Raw genomic sequence first — 18,000 nt, 5'->3', positions numbered from 1 at the left:
TTCGTAAAATTTGACATCCCGACTACCTGAGGCGGATGAAGCGGCAATCGCCCAACTCCAGACTACGTAAACTCTCTGACTATTATTCTATTTGTAAAGAAAGATGCGGCAATGCATAGCCTTAGGGACCATTTTTTGTCCGTTACTAAAACTAAGTCGAGGAGTCTTCCCTACTCAACAAATTAAGCCAGATTGATAACAGCCTTTACGATTCGTTAGCGATTAATTCGTTCACCAATTTGGCGGGCTTGTGTCAGCAGTAGCTCAGCTTGTTCCTTTTGCCCATTTTCTGCATACCCACTGGCGATCGTCGCTAAGGCAACTGCCTTTTCTGCATCTCCACGGATTTGTTCTGCAACCTGACGGGCTTGTGCCAGTAAGGGCTCGGCTTGTTCCCTTTGCCCGATTTCTGCATACCCGCTGGCGATCGCCGCCAAAGCAAAATCTTTCTTCGAATCTTCAAAAATCAGCAGTTTGTTTGGAGTATCGGCGACTTCAAGAGCTTGAGCAAGTAGCTGCGCAGCCCTATCTCCCCGCTCCGCTCGTACCACTGTCTCAACCACTTGAGTAAATGTCTCAGCTCCGTAGAAGGTAAGTTCAAATTGGCTCAGCATCTGAAACGCTTGGTCATACTGTTTTGCCCTGGCGTACTCAACGGCGAGTTTAGCCCTTGCTGCTGATTGGTTCCCTGCCCATTTAATCTCTTGGATGGCTTGAAGTGCCAGGTTGTATTGCTGGGCTTCCGCAAACCGACCAGCAAGCTGGGTAAATACTTCATTGCTAGTGCTTCCACTGATCAGCCCGTCCGGGGTTCTACCCGCGTCCTCAGGGAGATCCTCATAGGGTTGAATGGTTTTGGCTATCTGAAAGGCTTGGTTGTATTCTCCAATCTCAGCATAACCAACCGCAATTCGGGCCATGTTAGTGTATAGCGAGTAGCCATTTGTGGAGGCAGGCTCTGCTTTTTGCTTCGCCTTATCTTTGGCTTGAGCAAGAACGTGCAAGGCTTGGCTCTCTTGCCCAAGTGTGTCATAGGCAGCAATTGCTTCGATGAAGTAATACATATTGATGGGGTCGACTATCTGAGTGACCTGGGGCAATATCTGCAAGGCTTGGTTTTGCTGTCCGGCTGCTGCATAAGCAACAGCGATCGCAGTGAGTTCACTTGGATTGGCTCTTTGAGGAATTTGTGCCAGTACTTTCAGCGCTTTCTCCCTTTGTCCTGCCTTTGTATATTCGTCTGCAAGTCTGGTAAGCACCATCGGTTTGCTAATGCTATATTCCTTATCTACTGCTCCAGCCGGACTGTATGTAATAGAAGCTGAAATCAGTTGAGCAACCTGAGTGGCTTTTTCAAGTTGTTTTGCGGCTACTAACTCTCTGATAATTCGATCTAAAGCAATTGATATGTCTCCCCCAGCTGCACCTTGGTACTTGTACTTCTGCGTTGTCAGTGATTTAGCAGCTTGAAGTGCGTCATCGTAGCGACCCATTTTTACGTAACTGGCGCCAACCTCACCCCACATTTCAGTCTGATTGCGAATGGATGAGTTGACTTTGGCGGTTTGAATAGCTGGAGACAGTAGCTTCGCAGCCATAGCCTGTTGCCCCAGCTTTCCATAGCCAACAGCAACCTGAGCTAGCACCTTTGCTTGAGTAATTCGTTTTCCTGTGTTTTGTTCATAGATAGCCTGTGGATCAATTTTTGCGATTTGTAATTTTGGATTAAGGGAAAGTGTGCAGGCTGAGTTTGCTAGTGAGACCAGTGCAGCGATCGCCAAAACTTTGTAATTCATAAGCTTCCACCCTATGTTTTTATGATGAACTTGACCTCGTAGCGCTTCTCAATCTCTAGACACAGTTCTCTCAAGATTGCGTCCCTGCTTGGCTGACAAAGTCTAAGGGATTGAGGCAATACTTGGGTTTATATTTGAGAGTCAAAGAGTTTTATACATTCATCTTCACCAGCTTCATCCAATAAGCTTGATGAGCAATAAATGTTTTAGCGCAGACCGCTTCCTGGAATACAAAAGCCATTCCAAGAGCGTATGCCAGATGGTGGAATACACTTGGTAAACTCAGCTCTAGATTACATGGCTTCGGATAGAGCAAATCTTAATGCTTAGACTATTAATATTAAATCTATAAACGTCTTCTAATAACAAATACCCTAAAACTCCTATGAAATCTGAATTTCCCATTCCCTATCAAACAGGGGCTAAACCACCACAAGCTTCTGGCCCTGATGTCAAATCAATTTCACTCACTCCACCCAACGCTCAAGAACCTGCTAAAGAGCAGAAATAAAGCGATTAGTCGAGACTTACCTAAAAACCTCCTTTTCAGTTTTACTGTTAGGAGGTTTTCTTTTGAAAGGAGATGGGAAGAGAGATCGCTCAAAACTTCCCTTTCATTATAAAAAAGGATACTTTGACTGTTGCATTCTCCCTTATTTAAAGGCTCGGAGATGTGACTGGGGTGGATAGAGAGAGAGGTTTGGGAGTCATGCCTAGACGCTGTAACATCTGCTCGTCGTGGTTATGGTCTGGGTTAGGTGTGGTTAATAGGACTGGGCCAGTAAAGATAGAATTGGCACCCGCAATGAAACAAAGTGCTTGCAACTCATCACTCATCTGCAAACGACCCGCAGAAAGGCGCACCATTGCTTGAGGAAAGAGAATGCGAGTGGTAGCGATCGTCCGGACTAGTTCAATTGTGTCTACAGGTGCAGTGTCTTGTAAGGGAGTGCCTGACACGGGAACTAAGCAATTGATGGGGATAGATTCTGGAACTGGCTCTAGACCACCCAGTACCTCCAGGAATTCTAGGCGATCCTGAACAGACTCACCCATACCCAGAATACCACCACAGCATACAGAGATACCTGCTTCACTCACTGCTCGAATCGTTTGTAAGCGGTCTTGATAGGTACGAGTTGTAATTACTTGTGAATAGTAGGAAGGAGACGTATCCAAGTTATGGTTGTAGGCTGTCAAACCCGCTGCCTTAAGTTGTTGCGCTTGGTGCGGCTTCAGCATGCCTAATGTACAACAAACTTCGATATTTAAATCAGCAATTTGACGCACCATCTCTAATACGCGATCGAACAGAGGGCCGTCTTTGACTTCCCGCCAAGCAGCACCCATGCAAAAGCGGGTTGCTCCATGCGCTTTAGCGGCTTTAGCTTCAGATACTACTTCCTCAACATTCATAAGAGCTTGAGGTTGGAGATCAGTTTGATTGTGAACGCTCTGGGAGCAGTAAGCACAATCCTCTGGGCACAGGCCAGTTTTGATATTGCTGAGTGTGCACAGCTGAACTGCATGCGGATCGTGATGCTCCCGGTGGACTCGCTGGGCCTCAAATAGGAGATCTGGTAAAGGTTGATGATAAATCTGGGTAATCCGATCAAGAGTTACAGACATGGCACACATCGAAGCGAAGATAGTTTCGGAGAGCGGCAACAATTCCACCCCTAGTAGAGATTATCAGTCTGGGTGGTGCTTATTCATCCTTGAAGATTGATTTATTTTGAGGGATGAGGACTCGATCGCAATTAACTTTGGTTAAAAATATTGATTTGAAATTAGCTAATATCACTTAGAGAAAGGGTGATCAGTTAAGATCCAGCTATCATAGTTCCGCACTTTAGCCGCAAATACACTGAGGAACCTTTGTTAATTGTCCAATAGGCAAACTGTCTGACAGCTACTCTTAGAAATCGGTGAGCAAGAACTCAAGGCCGCCCTATGTCGTAGGAGCCGCGCAACCATCCTAGTACTTTGCCAAGCAATTTCCAAAGGGGAGGGGGTGGGGAGTCTTACCCCACACAGGGATGACACCTCTGTACTACGCAACTAAAAGCTGACAGACTAACAGACTACCAGATTGCTTAGGTGTCAGGTTCTCACTCATTTGCTTTAACCCAAGGGTCATCGTGAAAACAAAAGTTTTGACAGTTTTAAGTGCAACGGTAGCATCAATGAGATCCGACCAAGATTGGGATTTGACCGGGCAGCCAGCTTCCAAACCCAGCCCCACAGCCTACCGGGCTCCTAGCGTCTCCACTCAGTCCAATCTCCTAGTGCAGGAACGGCAGAAACTAGAGCCCCTAACTTGCTATGAACTACAAGAGCAGTGGTTGCTAGTGAAGCGAAAGTATAATGATTGGCAGCCTCGCTGCATCACTTGCCCTTCGATCGACCCACAAAAAATCAGTCGATTTCACAAGGCTATGGGCTCTCAGACTGACACAGCTCTTGGCATCCCAGGCTGGATAAACGGTCAATTTCCTGCTTTTGAGTGGTCCTTGATCGAGTGGCCTGCGGGCAGTCACTTCTGTTTGATCGATACGGATACTCTCACCCCCTGCTTGATTTTGGATCAACCCGGACAATACAGAGTTAGATTTGTGATTGGCCCCAAAGCGAACCACCAAAGCGATCGCTCAGAGATTGAAGCGGTTCCAGCGATTGTCAGTGATTTAACGATTACAGCTTGTGAGTCCGGGATTGAGTCGGTCGCGATCGCCCTAGCAGACTTTACCTTTAAGAACGCTCAAGCTGAGGAAGAGCAGGAACCTTACTCATTTTTGGTGGCTGTCTACGCTGGGCTTACCTACTTGTAAATTTCACCTAAGCCGACCCAACAAACTTTCATCCATTCAGCCTTGGTGTTCCTAGCTTAGCTTTGCGTCCGTTTTAGTCTCTAGCGGGGCATTGTTGCGCGCAATGCGCCACTTAGAGCCATAGTGCTTAGAATAAACCTGCGTAAACTCAGCCCCAAACAGCAGAATCTGCGCCGAGTAATAGACCCAGACTAAAACCACTACAAAAGAACCCGCAGCCCCGTAGGGAGAGGCGACACCACTATTGCCGAGATAGAGGCCGAGCAACCACTTACCAACCGTAAACAGTAAGGCAGTCACAATGGCACCATGCCACACGTCACCCCACGGCACCTTGACATCTGGTAGCACGTGGTAGATTAGGGCGAATAGGAGCGTGACAACCCCGAAGGAAACCACAAAGTTGACGACTTGCCAGAAAATGGCGAGGCCAGGGATCAAATGGCCGAAGAAGTTGCCAACCGTCGCCAGCGCAGTACTTACTACCAAAGAAACCAGGAGCAAAAAGCCAATCACCAAGATCATTGCAAAAGAAGTAGCACGCGCTTTCACCATGCCTTTTACACCGTCCTGAGGAGGTGGAACCTCCCAGATAGTATTGAGGGCGTCTTGCAACTGAGCAAACACGCCGGAAGCCCCCAAGAGAAGCGTTACCACACTGATCACAGTGGCAATGATGCCAGAGGAAGGATGGTAGGCATTTTGAATCATCGTCTGGATGGCATCAGCTCCCTGAGCACCGACTAAACCCTGAATTTGCTCATCTAGCTGGTTCCGCGCAGCATCAGGACCAAAAACGAAACCTGCGATCGCAATTACAATAGTTAGCAGAGGTGCGAGAGAGAATATGGTGTAGTAGGCAAGCGCTGCCGCCAACAACGGCACTTTATCTGCCTGCCACTCTTTTACCGTATCTCTGAGCAGCATCCAAACTGCCTTCAGGTTCATTGACGTTACTCCTAAAAATTATTCACTTAGGCAAATTATTCAGACTAATAATTCAGACTAATAATAGTTACGAATAAGCAGCTAATAAGCAATTAAATAGGGCAAGGGCGCAAAGGTGCGCCCTGAGGAAAGTTACCTCATACGTTAGTCAGGCTTGCGATGCCAGTTGCCATCATTACCCTTCTCATAGTCTCGCTTCACCGCCGCCCAAGCCACTCGAAAAGCGCGTTCTTCCTGACCTTGGTACTCTGAAAAAGCGTGGTTGAATGCTGCTAAAAAAATCTCCTGAGCATGCTTCGGTAAGTGATGCTTAACCGCATCGGGTAACTCTCCAACTTCTGCATAGGGCATAAATCCCCCTCAACTTGTAGCAATACGAGCGGTCGGCACCCTTAATCAATCATCCCTACTGACAACTTAGACACAGGGATGAAGAACTACAAGGAAAACCCTACCGCCAAGTCCGCTCACCATTTTCGTCTACCCGTGCTTGGCGGATCACATCAGAAATCTCTTCAGCATCCTTCACATGATGCAACGGTTTTTGGGAGCCATCGGGCTCATCCACAACAAAGTAGGTAGGAACCACAATATGATCCCCAGTGATATCCGCCGTATCCACCGAAACTTGCTGCGCCTTTTCTTGCAGACTCTTAGAATCATCAATGCGATCGCCAGGGTTAGCCGTTAGATTGCCCTTACCAACGCGATCGATTTCCTCTTTCTGCTCTCGCTTTTGTTTGGGATCAACTTCCTCAGGAGTCATCGGCTGATTGATACCTGAAGAGTCAGGATAAGATGCAGAATCCTTATTCATATTAAATATTCCAGATTTTCAAAACTACAATTAAATGCCTGTTCACATAGTAAAAAAAAAGAGACGCGATCGCCTCTGACCAATGGGATAGCTTCAGGTAGTAGAAAGGAAGAGATTATAGAAGGATGAGGGATGAAGGATGAATAGCAAGAAACAAGGAGGAGGAGCTAAAGGTTAGCAGCTAGGTTGCAGAAAAGCCAAAGTATCGAAACACTGACAACAAAACTCGTTTGGAGGGGGTCTGGGGGACGCAACCGTCCCTCAGCGGGAGTTTGAGGGCAGGTGCCCTCAAGGGTTCGGATTTCGCAAAATCCCAAATACAGACGTGTAACCGTGAAGAAACGTGTTATCTGCAATCGGACCAATCTCACCATTGCAGAAAAAACCGCTCAAAGGCACATTGCCAAAATAACGACTGAATAAATGCGAGTCAAAATTAGGTTCTCCATAAAGCCCCTCACCTCGCCCCAAGCAAGAAAACATTAAAGCCGCCTCAGAAGTTGAGTTAGCAGAATTTTGTTTGCAATAGCGCTCTAGCAACTTACGAAGATCCTCCGCCGAAGCCTCAGCATCACGTAAATGAAACTGAATTCGCTGACCCGAACGAACCCGATCTCCAATCGCGATCGCCCCTACCCTCGGATCAACCCCTAAAACCTGCCGGATCAAAAAATCTCCCTGCTCCAACGTTTGCTTAAACGCATTACGAGCTATCCCCACAAACAATGAATGCTGCGCCAGCGATCGGTCTTCTTCGCTCATGTCTTGGATCAGCTCTTGCAGCACCGTCAGAGGAGTACGACCTTTACCATTGCTTGCTCCTAAATCCGAGTCGGTTTGAGCTTCCAGCCCTAATAAGATGTTGCGCTCCCCTTCTGTCACCCGATAGACAGGACCAATAGGCCGACAACCTTGAGCCACAATCGTTTCTACTACAATCTTGCCACTTAAGGCGACTCCCACAATCCCCTCACGCTGGAGTTGGTAATTGCAAAACAGACCATTGTTGCCCCCCATCGCATTTGCACTCGCCAACCCCCCTACCTTGATCGAGCCTGGGTAGGCAAAATCTAGCCCTTGCAACAAATCATTGATTTTGGAAGACATCAGGTCAGCCAACAAAATAAAGTCAGGCTCCTCCTCTGGCAAAACCCCAATCACCTTCACCCAAGCATCCGGCGAACTGTCGAGATCCGGCAACTCCTCACCCGTGAGGTGGAAAGCATGAATTTTTACCTCTGGTAAGTAAGCCAAACTTAAGCTCAGAGCAGGTTCCACTTCAACTTCTTGAGCTTCCCCTTCAGAGTCAACCCCAATAATGCCACCCCCACTACAGCCAATTAAGGTAGGCACTGACAAACGCTCTTGCAGGAGGGGCATCAGGCGAGAATATTCACTGGCAAAAGCTGCCGAGATAAACAAGATGCCAAAATTCGCTGCAACGCCTAAGCTCTCCTGAGCCCGCTCGACTACTTCCTCAATCGCCGCCTCCAAAGAAGAGCGGGTTGACAAAGCATTTGCCCATTTCATCCGATCGGCTGTGGGTGCTTCTACCATGACAATTCCCCCTTCTCAAGTGCAGCATCCTTTCCAAAGTTTAGACCGCCAAGAGCAGAGGCGATCGCATCTATTTCACACACCTACTTCACAGGTGTTGAGGTCAAGACTTTAACGAATCCCTGTCAACTAGAATACAGTCTCTAAGAACGACGAATATTCAGGCAACACCAATCTTGCCGCCGCCATAATGTCGCCACAATCCAATCATGCTGCTCTAGCGTATCGGCGATCGGTTTCACCTGATCCAGCAAAATACCGCTGAGAATCCCCCACGTATTCGCCTTAGCCAAAGCCGCCATATCAGGGATCATATCCAGAATGACCTCAGCCAGAATATTGCACGTAAAGCCATCCACTGGCCCCTGAGTCATTTCAATCAAGCGATCGAGGCTGCCTGTTTCAACAAGCAACCGATTAGGGTCAACTTGATTCAGCTCCACATTTTCGTGAACAGAGCGAACTGCTAGCGGATCAATGTCAACTGCATAAGCTTTCCGGGCCCCCAAAAGCACTGCCCCAACCGAGAGAATCCCAGAACCACAACCAATATCCGCCACAACCACATCTGTCGCCCCTGGCCCCATCCGCATCTCTAGCGCTTCTAGGCAAAGCTGAGTCGTCGGGTGCGCTCCCGTCCCAAACGCCACCCCTGGATCTAAACGAAGAAGTAAACGGTCCTTGAGAGTTGATTCATCAGGCAGTGGTAGCCAAGCGGGGTAGATTAAGAAGCGATCGCCAATCTCCTGCGGTTGCCAGTGCTGCTTCCAGCTACTAGACCAATCCTCCTCATCAATGATTTCCCATTGCACAGCCGGAACAGGCATCCCCACCGCCAGCGCATCTTGCCGTAACAGCAAAGCCAATGCCGCCAAGTCCAAGAGGTGAGCCTGCTCCTGAGGCAAATAAGCCTTCACCAAGCAAGCATGACCTCTAATTTCACTAGACGTACCTTTACAGCCAAAGTCTTCTAACCGCCAAAAAGCTAAATCGTCCAGCGCCGGATCACAAAGAACTTGAATTTCCCACCAGCTATGTGCCAAGATTGCCGCCCCAGATCAAAGTTATGCTCAATCAATCCATCCACTCGGAAGTATTGTACGCGCCAAAGCAACTGTAACAATCTCCGTCAAACTATCTTCTCAAAAGATCGAGATTGACGCAGAAAGAATCTCTACAGCTACAAATTTTTCAGAGTTATATCTTCAGAATTTTCAGATCTATAACTGATGCCATCCGCACCGCTGACTTCAAATTCCACCTTCTCGAAACGCCTACAACCAGACTCGTCTGGAGGGGGTCTGGGGGACGCAGCCGTCCCTCAGCGGGAGTTTGAGGGCAGGTGCCCTCAAGGTTCGGATTCGGTCAGGTCCAAACATAAAGAAGGCAGTGAGAACCAAAATTGATCCCACTGCCCCCACCTAAATCTCTAAGCGTCTAAGCGATCGCCTTACAGCGAAACCAAACCTACAACGTCACCGTGTAAGCATCCCGAATCCCCGACACCTTCAGGATCTCAGCCAAAATCCCATCTGGTAGTGGATCATCAATACTCAGTACCATCACCGCATCACCGCGCACAATCTTGCGGCCCACCTGCATACTGGCAATGTTGACATTAAAGCTGCCCAAGAGAGAGCCAATTTTGCCAATGATTCCTGGCATGTCGCGGTGCAGCGTAAACAGCATGTAACGGTTTGGTGGCACGTTGACCGGAAACTCATCTACATTCGTAATCCGAATTTCATCGCCACCCAACAATGCCCCCGTCACCGAATGCTCACCCAACGAGCCCTTAGCGGAGACCACCAGAGAGCCTGTATAGTCCTTCACCGACGCATCACGGGTTTCAACCACCCGAATGCCACGCTCCTTGGCTTCAATGCTGGCGTTGACATAGTTGACTCGCTCTTGCAAAGCGTGGGAGAGCAAACCCTTCAGCGCCGCAATCACAATGGGTTGCGTGTCGCTGCTAGCGATCTCCCCTTGCAAGCGGATATTCAGGCTTTCCACCCGACCGCCCGCCAACTGGGCCACCAAATTGCCTAGGGTTTCAGCTAGTTGTAAATAGGGACGCAGTTTCTCTAGCACTTCGGGGCGCAAACCAGGGATATTGACCGCAGAACGAGCAGGCAAACCTAAAAGCACATCGCGGATTTGCTCAGCCACATCGATCGCGACGTTGACCTGAGCTTCTTCAGTAGAAGCGCCCAAGTGAGGAGTCAAGATCAGATCCTTGCCCGCCGATCGCAATGACGATTCTCCCAGAGGCTCAGCTTCAAATACGTCTATGGCTGCACCCGCAATTTTGCCAGTTTTAACAGCTTCCACCAAAGCGTCTTCATCAATGATGCCGCCACGCGCACAGTTGATAATTCGAGCCGTGGGCTTCATTTTCGCTAGCGACTCTGCATTGATCAAATGAGTCGTTTCTGGGGTTTTGGGTAGATGCAGCGTAATGTAGTCGGCTTCGCGCAACAGCAGATCGAGTTCTACGAGACGACAACCCAACTGTTCTGCCCGCTCGGTAGAAACGAAAGGATCATAAGCGAGCAGTTTCATGCCCATTGCTCTAGCAACGGTGGCAACGTGCGCCCCAATTTTGCCTAAGCCCACAATCCCCAAGGATTTCTTGTAGACTTCTACGCCTACATAGGTCTTACGATCCCACTGACCACTCTTGATCGATTGGTTGGCATCGGGGATGTAGCGAGACAGAGACAGCATCATTGCCAGGGTATGTTCTGCCGCAGCGATCGTGTTGCCTTCGGGCGAGTTGACCACCAAAATCCCACGACGGGTGGCAGCAGGCACGTCCACGTTGTCTACGCCGACACCAGCGCGACCAATAATCTTGAGTTGCGTGCCAGCCTCAATAATTTCTTGAGTTACCCGCGTACCAGAGCGGATCATTAAGGCATCGTACTCCGGGATAATCCGGATTAGTTCTTCGGGGGGTAACCCAGTTTTGACATCAACTTGGGCTACCTGGGAGAGAATATCAATTCCAACTTGGTCGATGGGATCGGAGACAAGAACCTTTGACATGGTAGGCAGATATAATGCGAAGGAGAACGCTCGCCCCACTGAACAAGCAAGCAGCGATGATTGAGAGCAAACATTGCCCCAAAGTGAGGCAGTTGGGTGATGTGGAAGCCCATCCAAAAACCTTGAAGGGCTTTGAATAAGGACTGAGCAAGCGTCTACGAAGCTACAGTTTTGCAACGGCTCACTACAGAGACGATTTGCCACAATAGGCCATTGTAGAACTAAAGCGTCGCGACGCTACTGATCCCCAAAAAAATTTTGATTTTTTTCAAGGCTCCTAAGACAGATCTACTATTTGCTTAATTCGCCTAACAGTCTTGCGTGATCACGCATGAATCGGGAAATTGCTCAACTCGATAACGACTCGATTCTGCATAAAAGTCACAGTAAGCCATTCTTCATCGTCTAATTTGTCGTAGTGTAAGTAGCTGTCACGAAACGGCTGGACAAGATCAGGCTCAAGAAGCAGTAGCTCCCAAAATGCCTTCGCAAGGCGATGGTGGATTGCATCTGATGAAGGGTCTGAACTAAACCGTAGTCCAGCCCGTAGATCGTAGTCTTCGCAAATAAATGGATAGGCTACCCAGGCTCCGTTGCCATCACAAGGCTCACAAGCTACGAACATTTGCTCGATCAGAGCATACTTGTAATCTGGGAATGGCAAACTTAGCGGTGTGAAACTGAAGACAGCAGAAATTCTGGCACGTACCCACACCGCATCAAGTATGTCACCAACAATTATTTCACTGAACTTATTTCGGTAGATTTGTGCAATTCTTGGAAGCTGCTCTCCGATATAATCTCTCAGCGGAAACATGGGAGATTCTTCGTTTCTTCGATAGGGTCTGATGCTTAGTTGGTTGTATAGTTCTCCTGAAACTGGAATAAATACAACCCCGTTATGCTGAGCAGCCTGTCCTAAAACTTCCCATAGATAAGCATGTCTAATTACAACAGAAGCCATTGATCAAACTACGTCTGCGAGAATCTAACCACTGAGTCAGCTCTTTTACGATACAACAAACAACATGGCCTGCTATTACTAGATCCGGTGACAAAATTCTCAAAAACACTATGAACTACCTTGTGGCTGTGTTGGGCGATCGCATTGAAGCTGAGGCTGCCTACTCAGCTCTAGAAAAAGAAGGGCTTCAGCCCCATCAAGTGGCGATTTTGGGCAGAGGGTATCAGAGTGCCGATGAATACGGCTTGCTAGATCCCAACGCAGATGCTCGCAAGCAAGCCTTTTTAATGATTGTTTGGTTGGCTCCCTTTGGGTTTGCGGCGGGTTATGTCTTTAACTTCATCACAGGCATCGAATTATTTAGTTGGGCTGGACACCTGGGTAACCATCTGATCGGTGGCGTCCTGGGTGCCATTTCTGGGGCAATGGGTGGGGCGATGATTGGAGGAGGGGGTGGTTTGCTGATCGGGGGGGGCGATGCCTTGCCTTACCGTAACCGCCTCAGTGCTGGAAAGTATTTGGTGGTTGTGCGCGGCTCCAGTGGCTTACTCAACCGTGCCACTCGCATTCTCCGCAACTTCCCTACTGAGAATCTGCAAGCTTATGCCGATCCAGGGAGCATTGAATGACCCTTGAATAAAGAGGGAGTATCGAATCCAGCTTTTTATAGATTTTTTCCGTCCTATGACCGCGTTAGCCTACCACTAGACTGCTGACCCAGTAAATTCTCAAGCGAGAAGATAGCTGAATTTACTGGAGCGTGAGGCTGGTAAAACAAGGCTACCAAAAACGAGGTTAAAAGTAGATGAGCTTTGACTATGACCTGTTGATCATGGGAGGTGGGCCAGCTGGACTTGCGGCCTCAAAACGAGCGGCGGCTTATGGCGCGCGGGTGGCGATCGCGGAGCAAAACACGGTGGGAGGAACCTGCGTCCATCGGGGTTGTGTCCCTAAAAAGCTGATGGTCTATGCGGCTGATTTCCCCCAGTTGTTCCAAGATGCGATTGGGTACGGCTGGCAACAAGTCCAGCCTCAGTTCGATTGGTCAAAGCTGATGCAAGCGATTCACCAAGAACTGGAACACATCCAACAGTCGCACCAGCAAGCGCTATCTAAAGCAGGAGTAGAGGTACTTTCAGGGCGTGCCATTTTTGTAGATCCTCACACCCTGGAAGTGGGCGATCGCCGAGTCACGGCAAACAAAATTCTGATCGCGGTAGGGGGCAGACCTGCAAAACCCAACTTTCCGGGGGCAGAGCATGCCCTGACTTCACGCGAAATGTTTCAACTGCCCCAGCTACCTGAGCGGATCGCCATTATTGGGGGTGGCTATATTGGCGTAGAGTTTGCCAGTCTGCTGCGAAATTTAGGCTCAGAAGTCACCCTAGTGGATACAGCCGAGCAAATCTTATCTGGCTTCGACTCGGACCTGGGTCACGAAGTGCAAGCAGGGTTGACTCAGCGCGGCATCAGGTTTTGCGGGAATACCACAGCTAAGGAAATCACGCCGGAAGCAACAGGGCTGTGCCTACAACTGGCAGGCGACTGCACAGAAGCGCTAACAGTAGATACGGTGCTGTGTGCCGTGGGACGCACCCCGAATACAAAAGACTTGGGCTTAGAGCAAGTAGACATTGCCACTGACCCTAAAGGCGCGATCGCGGTGGATGAATATAGCCGCACTCAGCAACCTCATATCTTTGCTGTGGGGGATTGTACCAATCGCCTAGCCCTCACGCCCGTTGCCAAAATGGAAGCGATCGCCTTTGTGGAGACTGAATTTGGGCAGCAACCCCAGCCAGTCAACTATGATTGTGTTCCGACAGCCGTATTTGCTCGTCCAGAGGCGGCATCTGTGGGCTTAACTGAAACGAAAGCCCGTGAGCAATTTGGGGATGCTGTGCGCTGTGAGTCCAGCCACTTTTCACCCTTATATATCAGCTTGACGGGGCGATCGGAAAAAAGCTTAGTGAAATTAGTCCTAGATAGCCGCTCCGATCGCGTCTTAGGGGCGCATATGGTGGGTGAGGCCGCTGCTGAAATCATTCAAACTTTGGCGATCGCGATCAAAATGGGAGCGACCAAACAAGATTTTGACCAAGCGATCGGAATTCATCCCTCTAGCGCCGAAGAATTTCTCACCCTGTAAATTGCTGATTTGCCAATTTTGGCTTGGTGTGATTGCCTTACTGTAGCCGCGACAATTTCGGTGTCTCTGGGATGCCTGCTTGCGTGGAGAAAAGTGAAGTTGCACTCAAACGCAGAAAAAGATACAAAAAAGTCCCTAGAGATAGACTAGGGACCCATAGGAGTACGGAGCACTGAGTTACACTTGCCCTCGAACATCAAGCCTCTAGGGCTTCAAGTCAGGAGGGAACTGTTGTTACTTAACTTAACGTTGCCGTCCTCAGCTCTCCTCTACCAAGAGAAATGGTCTGTTGTTAAAGCACTGTGTTGGTAAGAATACAGGTTTCTAGGCATACCTAAAGGGTGGATGTCAAGTCAAACACGATTCAACCGCTAGAGGGAGTGCGAAGTGAGTAGAAAAACGCATTATCCAAGGTAAGTCATACTCTAGGAGGCGACCATGACAGGATTAGAATACGGTCTGGTCATCATACTTTTACTAGCCGTATTTCCATTTTCAATGGCCCAGATGGGTCTGGCTTTAGACCAAGAAGACATTGAGAGCTTCTTTGCTTGGACTTGTATTGCGTCCTCGATCGCAGGCTTACCTGTTGTAGCAATCTTATTAGCTTGAAGGGTGCAGCGATGCTGACTTGCCTATATTTAGTGAGTTGGTTTCTCTTCTTAGGCGTTGCTTCTTGGTGGAGCCGACACTCCCATGCGGCCAGCTCTAACCGTTAGGCACAAGAGTTGCGAGCTACGGTTTGGCGTAGAGCGATCGCTCTGGAGCGTTCTGCCATCTTGGAGAGATCTAGATTGTTTTGGTCATCAATCAAATTTTCGCGCTGCAATAGCTCAAAGATGATTTGCGAGAGCATGAGTTCCATCTGAGCAGCTCGGCTAGTGAGCCAGTCATGGATTGAGGCATCTTCCGGAGAAGTCTGGATGCAGTCATTTGTATAGCGATGAAATTCTTTAACTTCTTTCAGTAAGTGGACTAAGTAGCTAGGACACTGGCAAGCAATGACATCTGCGGCTTCACAGATGGCTAACAGTTGATCGTCAGAAAATTGCTGTGATACTTGGATGGTCTGACCAGGCTGAGTCATGGTTACAAGCAAGAGGGAGGGTGGTTTCAGGAACTCATAATGCGATGGCACCCAATTATCAAAAATAAGTAGGGTGTGGCAAGCTTTTCCAAACACATACCAAGCTAAACATGAAAGAATCTCTACCAGAGAGCAGATTTAGCAATTCAGAAGGTCTAGAAAAGCTATCTGAATCAGCAAGTTTAAAGATGGCAAAAAGCAGTTAAATGCTGCTTGTGCTTGCTGTTGCAACCCTAAACCAGGGCTGAGCTTTAACTTTGCAGATGAGGTAAATCTTAGTAATGAAATGATTGTCAGTAATATAGAGTACCAGCCAAAAATCTAGCGGTGGCTATCAGATTTATTAATGAGCATTGCATGGCTGCTTGCCATCAACTTTTTGCCCCTAACTCAGGTCTTTGTGCAGATTAAAACCTAACTTAATATATCAGTTGTTAAGCTCAATTTTACAAAAGTTGCGATTCGCCTTTTGCGTAAATTGAACTAATGAGAAAGTAACTGTTCTATCTTTATGCCTACTTCTGTCTTTAGGTAGACACACAGGTAAAGGCACCATGTAATCTCCTATACCTCGAAAACCAAAAATCTCCATTTGCAATAGTTTGACTTCCTTTTCACAGTCCCGCGATCGCCTCAGGATGATAAAATTTGTAGCTTATATAACCTTAATGGCGCTCTAAGCTACGGTGAAAGCGATACATTTAAAGATTGTGTGAAGCAACTTATTGAAACAGATTAAACTTTTTAATAATCCGTCTTCTATGCTGAAGATAACTCGTGCCACACAGGATTGCTAAAGTGTTTCATTGGCAATTTTACTAATTCCCCCTTCAACTGCCCTTCATTCAACTGATTTCCATGACAGCTCAACAGCCTTCTCTCATAACCAGATCTCCTCTCCACGGCGAGAAGCTAGAAAGCCTATTGCACCAGATGGCCAGAATGAATGGACGGATCAATCGCCTGTATGAGGCTGCGAATGTACCAGCTCCTGATCCTATAGAGCTTTTACCTACAGCATTCAAAGAGTTAGGTGTTGCCTCGGAAGAATTACAAGTTGCAATTGAAGAGTTGCAGCAGCAGAATCAGGAGCTATTGCGCCTCCAAAACCAACTCTCAGCAGAGCGCGATCGCTACCGAGAAATATTTGAGTCAGCCCCTGACATCTACCTGATCACCAGTTTCGATGGCATCATTCAAGAAGCCAACCGAGCGGCAGCTTCCCTCCTCAATGTAGCCCAACGGTTTTTAGTCGGTAAGCCTCTCTTTAGCTTTATTCCCTCAGAGCACCGACTCGCTTTCCGGCAGAAACTCCTGCAAATTCAACAAGTGGCGCGATCGCAAGAGTGCAAGCTGACCATTCAGCCTCGCGAAGCTGATGGTTTTATAGTCACAGCAACCGTCTCTATTGTGACCAGCCCTGGAGATGAACTCTGCTGTCTCCAGTGGCTCATCCGTCGGCTACCAGATGGCATGGTACCTCAGACATATCTACCAAACCACGGCACTAGTCCGTCCGATTTGCCCATTCACAAGTACGTAAAAGGAGAACTCATTCCCTGCAAGTTAGAAGCTATCTGGCAAGTACAACAAGGCTTGGTGAAATTAAATACCTTCTCGGAAAACGGAGAAGAAGTGTTCATTGGCATCGCAGGCCCATCCTTACCCTTCGGCCCTGGCTTAACCTCACTCCAGACTTACCAGGCGACAGCGCTTACTGATGAAGTCAAGTTAGTGTCTATAGCTTGGCAAGACATTGCAGCAAGACCCGAACTCGCTCAATCTTTACTTTCACGAGTCAGTCAGCGTCTCCAGCAGACAGAACGATTTCTTTCAGTTTGTGGACAACGGCGAGTGCAAGACCGCTTGCATCATTTCTTGCGGTTACTGAAACAGGAAGTCGGTCAGCCTGTCAGCAATGGTACTCGGATTCAAGTCCGTCTGACCCACGAAGACCTCGCCAATGCTTGCTGCACCACGCGAGTCACTGTAACCCGCATCCTAGGCAAATTACAGCAGCAGGGCAAAATCACCCTTGATCCAAAGCACTACATCATTCTGCACGACGATCAGTTTTAATGAGTTCTTTGTAAGTTTAGTTACAGCCGTAAATTATCTCTGTAGATATAAAGCGTTAATGCCCTAAGCAAACCTCTCGGAGGAACACATTAGCTAGGGATTGACGCTACAACCGGAATATGCTCCTTTTGGTTACAGGTTTAGGAGCGATTCAAAAATGGGTTGTAGCTCAGCAACGACCCTCTACACAGCTAATTTGCAAGGAGAACCCTATGTCAGGTCAAATGTGCTGGCTATCCCTTACAGGTGGAGATGGGGAGAAGGTGTTGCATTTGAGGACTCAACCCAGCCAACCTTGGAAACCTTATACTGCCTGCCCTGCTCTTGCAGTGAGTGACTACAAAATTCCTGGCGGATCTAAGGGTTGGGCAACCTACCAAAAACTCATGCGGGCGGGGTGGACTTTAGTACCAACCGCACAAGCCACCCAGCAACCAGTACCAGTCCAAGCTCGATAAAAAACCGGAGAAGCTTATGACAGACCGTTTATCAATTTCTAGTCGAGGCATATCTGGTCGAGTTGAAGTGCCATTGTGCAGTTCTCAGAGCCGTCAGCCGCTGGGTGCTTACACCAAAGAAGACTATCTGCGAAATTGCTCTAGTGGTCAGTCAATAAAAGCTTGACAGGCTTCTGGGGTAAGATAGAGCTAGTTGATCGAGTTACCCAGGCAATGCCCAAGAAATACGTTGTGTGTCTCACTGAAATAGAACGGCAGTATCTGGA

General features: G+C 48.3%; 17 protein-coding genes. 7 read left to right on the top strand and 10 right to left on the bottom strand.

Annotation, left to right across the window (positions count from 1 at the left end; all coding sequences use genetic code 11):
* Window positions 1-215: 215 nt before the first annotated feature.
* Window positions 216-1,796 carry a hypothetical protein gene (locus KME12_26230; protein ID MBW4491268.1) on the bottom strand — a complete coding sequence of 527 codons (1,581 nt, stop codon included), beginning with the start codon at window positions 1,794-1,796 and terminating at the stop codon, window positions 216-218.
* Between the two features lie 657 nt (window positions 1,797-2,453).
* The gene (gene bioB, locus KME12_26225) at window positions 2,454-3,425 is read right to left on the bottom strand and encodes a biotin synthase BioB (protein ID MBW4491267.1); all 972 of its coding nucleotides are present in this window, start codon (window positions 3,423-3,425) and stop codon (window positions 2,454-2,456) included.
* Between the two features lie 557 nt (window positions 3,426-3,982).
* On the opposite strand from bioB, the gene KME12_26220 reads away from it, so the two are divergent.
* Window positions 3,983-4,627 (top strand): hypothetical protein, encoded by a 645-nt coding sequence (locus KME12_26220; protein MBW4491266.1) that lies wholly within the window; start codon window positions 3,983-3,985, stop codon window positions 4,625-4,627.
* 51 nt (window positions 4,628-4,678) lie between these two features.
* On the opposite strand, the gene KME12_26215 is transcribed toward KME12_26220, so the two are convergent.
* The 7 genes from KME12_26215 to KME12_26185 form a co-directional block, all read right to left on the bottom strand.
* A complete protein-coding gene (locus tag KME12_26215; protein MBW4491265.1) occupies window positions 4,679-5,575 on the bottom strand; it encodes a YihY/virulence factor BrkB family protein in 897 nt (298 codons plus the stop codon).
* 144 nt (window positions 5,576-5,719) lie between these two features.
* The gene (locus KME12_26210) at window positions 5,720-5,926 is read right to left on the bottom strand and encodes a ChaB family protein (protein ID MBW4491264.1); all 207 of its coding nucleotides are present in this window, start codon (window positions 5,924-5,926) and stop codon (window positions 5,720-5,722) included.
* A gap of 100 nt (window positions 5,927-6,026) precedes the next feature.
* Window positions 6,027-6,392 carry a hypothetical protein gene (locus KME12_26205; GenBank protein MBW4491263.1) on the bottom strand — a complete coding sequence of 122 codons (366 nt, stop codon included), beginning with the start codon at window positions 6,390-6,392 and terminating at the stop codon, window positions 6,027-6,029.
* Between the two features lie 288 nt (window positions 6,393-6,680).
* Entirely contained in the window at window positions 6,681-7,922 is a 1,242-nt protein-coding gene (locus KME12_26200; GenBank protein MBW4491262.1) for an FIST C-terminal domain-containing protein, read from the bottom strand.
* 170 nt (window positions 7,923-8,092) lie between these two features.
* The gene (prmA, locus tag KME12_26195) at window positions 8,093-8,992 is read right to left on the bottom strand and encodes a 50S ribosomal protein L11 methyltransferase (protein MBW4491261.1); all 900 of its coding nucleotides are present in this window, start codon (window positions 8,990-8,992) and stop codon (window positions 8,093-8,095) included.
* Window positions 8,993-9,416: 424 nt separating this feature from the next.
* Window positions 9,417-10,997: a phosphoglycerate dehydrogenase gene (gene serA, locus KME12_26190; protein ID MBW4491260.1), complete on the bottom strand. Its 1,581-nt coding sequence runs from the start codon at window positions 10,995-10,997 to the stop codon at window positions 9,417-9,419.
* 325 nt (window positions 10,998-11,322) lie between these two features.
* Window positions 11,323-11,961: a hypothetical protein gene (locus KME12_26185; GenBank protein ID MBW4491259.1), complete on the bottom strand. Its 639-nt coding sequence runs from the start codon at window positions 11,959-11,961 to the stop codon at window positions 11,323-11,325.
* Between the two features lie 110 nt (window positions 11,962-12,071).
* On the opposite strand from KME12_26185, the gene KME12_26180 reads away from it, so the two are divergent.
* The 3 genes from KME12_26180 to KME12_26170 all read left to right on the top strand — a co-directional run bounded on the left by KME12_26180 (window position 12,072) and on the right by KME12_26170 (window position 14,722).
* Window positions 12,072-12,590 carry a hypothetical protein gene (locus KME12_26180; GenBank protein ID MBW4491258.1) on the top strand — a complete coding sequence of 173 codons (519 nt, stop codon included), beginning with the start codon at window positions 12,072-12,074 and terminating at the stop codon, window positions 12,588-12,590.
* A gap of 176 nt (window positions 12,591-12,766) precedes the next feature.
* A complete protein-coding gene (gorA, locus tag KME12_26175) occupies window positions 12,767-14,110 on the top strand; it encodes a glutathione-disulfide reductase (GenBank protein MBW4491257.1) in 1,344 nt (447 codons plus the stop codon).
* 438 nt (window positions 14,111-14,548) lie between these two features.
* Window positions 14,549-14,722, top strand: coding sequence for a hypothetical protein (locus KME12_26170; protein MBW4491256.1), 174 nt, complete (start codon window positions 14,549-14,551; stop codon window positions 14,720-14,722).
* A gap of 103 nt (window positions 14,723-14,825) precedes the next feature.
* On the opposite strand, the gene KME12_26165 is transcribed toward KME12_26170, so the two are convergent.
* Entirely contained in the window at window positions 14,826-15,197 is a 372-nt protein-coding gene (locus tag KME12_26165) for a hypothetical protein (protein ID MBW4491255.1), read from the bottom strand.
* 858 nt (window positions 15,198-16,055) lie between these two features.
* On the opposite strand from KME12_26165, the gene KME12_26160 reads away from it, so the two are divergent.
* The 3 genes from KME12_26160 (at window position 16,056) to KME12_26150 (ending at window position 17,900) form a co-directional block, all read left to right on the top strand.
* A complete protein-coding gene (locus KME12_26160; GenBank protein ID MBW4491254.1) occupies window positions 16,056-17,276 on the top strand; it encodes a helix-turn-helix domain-containing protein in 1,221 nt (406 codons plus the stop codon).
* A gap of 212 nt (window positions 17,277-17,488) precedes the next feature.
* Complete coding sequence (locus KME12_26155) at window positions 17,489-17,734, top strand: hypothetical protein (GenBank protein MBW4491253.1); 246 nt, start codon at window positions 17,489-17,491, stop codon at window positions 17,732-17,734.
* Window positions 17,735-17,750: 16 nt separating this feature from the next.
* Window positions 17,751-17,900 (top strand): hypothetical protein, encoded by a 150-nt coding sequence (locus tag KME12_26150; protein ID MBW4491252.1) that lies wholly within the window; start codon window positions 17,751-17,753, stop codon window positions 17,898-17,900.
* The last annotated feature ends 100 nt before the right edge of the window (window positions 17,901-18,000 follow it).

This window comes from Trichocoleus desertorum ATA4-8-CV12 (assembly GCA_019358975.1).
Classification (GTDB): domain Bacteria; phylum Cyanobacteriota; class Cyanobacteriia; order FACHB-46; family FACHB-46; genus Trichocoleus; species Trichocoleus desertorum_A.
Note: the sequence above shows the minus strand (reverse complement) of the source record. Positions and strands in the feature narration are given on the sequence as shown.

Bases quoted from the DNA above. Each gene is read 5' to 3' on its own strand.
- KME12_26230 (MBW4491268.1), bottom strand. From the start codon at position 1,796: ATGAATTACAAAGTTTTGGCGATCGCTGCACTGGTCTCACTAGCAAAC.
- bioB (MBW4491267.1), bottom strand. From the start codon at position 3,425: ATGTCTGTAACTCTTGATCGGATTACCCAGATTTATCATCAACCTTTA.
- KME12_26220 (MBW4491266.1), top strand. From the start codon at position 3,983: ATGAGATCCGACCAAGATTGGGATTTGACCGGGCAGCCAGCTTCCAAA.
- KME12_26215 (MBW4491265.1), bottom strand. From the start codon at position 5,575: ATGAACCTGAAGGCAGTTTGGATGCTGCTCAGAGATACGGTAAAAGAG.
- KME12_26210 (MBW4491264.1), bottom strand. From the start codon at position 5,926: ATGCCCTATGCAGAAGTTGGAGAGTTACCCGATGCGGTTAAGCATCAC.
- KME12_26205 (MBW4491263.1), bottom strand. From the start codon at position 6,392: ATGAATAAGGATTCTGCATCTTATCCTGACTCTTCAGGTATCAATCAG.
- KME12_26200 (MBW4491262.1), bottom strand. From the start codon at position 7,922: ATGAAATGGGCAAATGCTTTGTCAACCCGCTCTTCTTTGGAGGCGGCG.
- serA (MBW4491260.1), bottom strand. From the start codon at position 10,997: ATGTCAAAGGTTCTTGTCTCCGATCCCATCGACCAAGTTGGAATTGAT.
- KME12_26185 (MBW4491259.1), bottom strand. From the start codon at position 11,961: ATGGCTTCTGTTGTAATTAGACATGCTTATCTATGGGAAGTTTTAGGA.
- KME12_26180 (MBW4491258.1), top strand. From the start codon at position 12,072: ATGAACTACCTTGTGGCTGTGTTGGGCGATCGCATTGAAGCTGAGGCT.
- gorA (MBW4491257.1), top strand. From the start codon at position 12,767: ATGAGCTTTGACTATGACCTGTTGATCATGGGAGGTGGGCCAGCTGGA.
- KME12_26170 (MBW4491256.1), top strand. From the start codon at position 14,549: ATGACAGGATTAGAATACGGTCTGGTCATCATACTTTTACTAGCCGTA.
- KME12_26165 (MBW4491255.1), bottom strand. From the start codon at position 15,197: ATGACTCAGCCTGGTCAGACCATCCAAGTATCACAGCAATTTTCTGAC.
- KME12_26160 (MBW4491254.1), top strand. From the start codon at position 16,056: ATGACAGCTCAACAGCCTTCTCTCATAACCAGATCTCCTCTCCACGGC.
- KME12_26155 (MBW4491253.1), top strand. From the start codon at position 17,489: ATGTCAGGTCAAATGTGCTGGCTATCCCTTACAGGTGGAGATGGGGAG.
- KME12_26150 (MBW4491252.1), top strand. From the start codon at position 17,751: ATGACAGACCGTTTATCAATTTCTAGTCGAGGCATATCTGGTCGAGTT.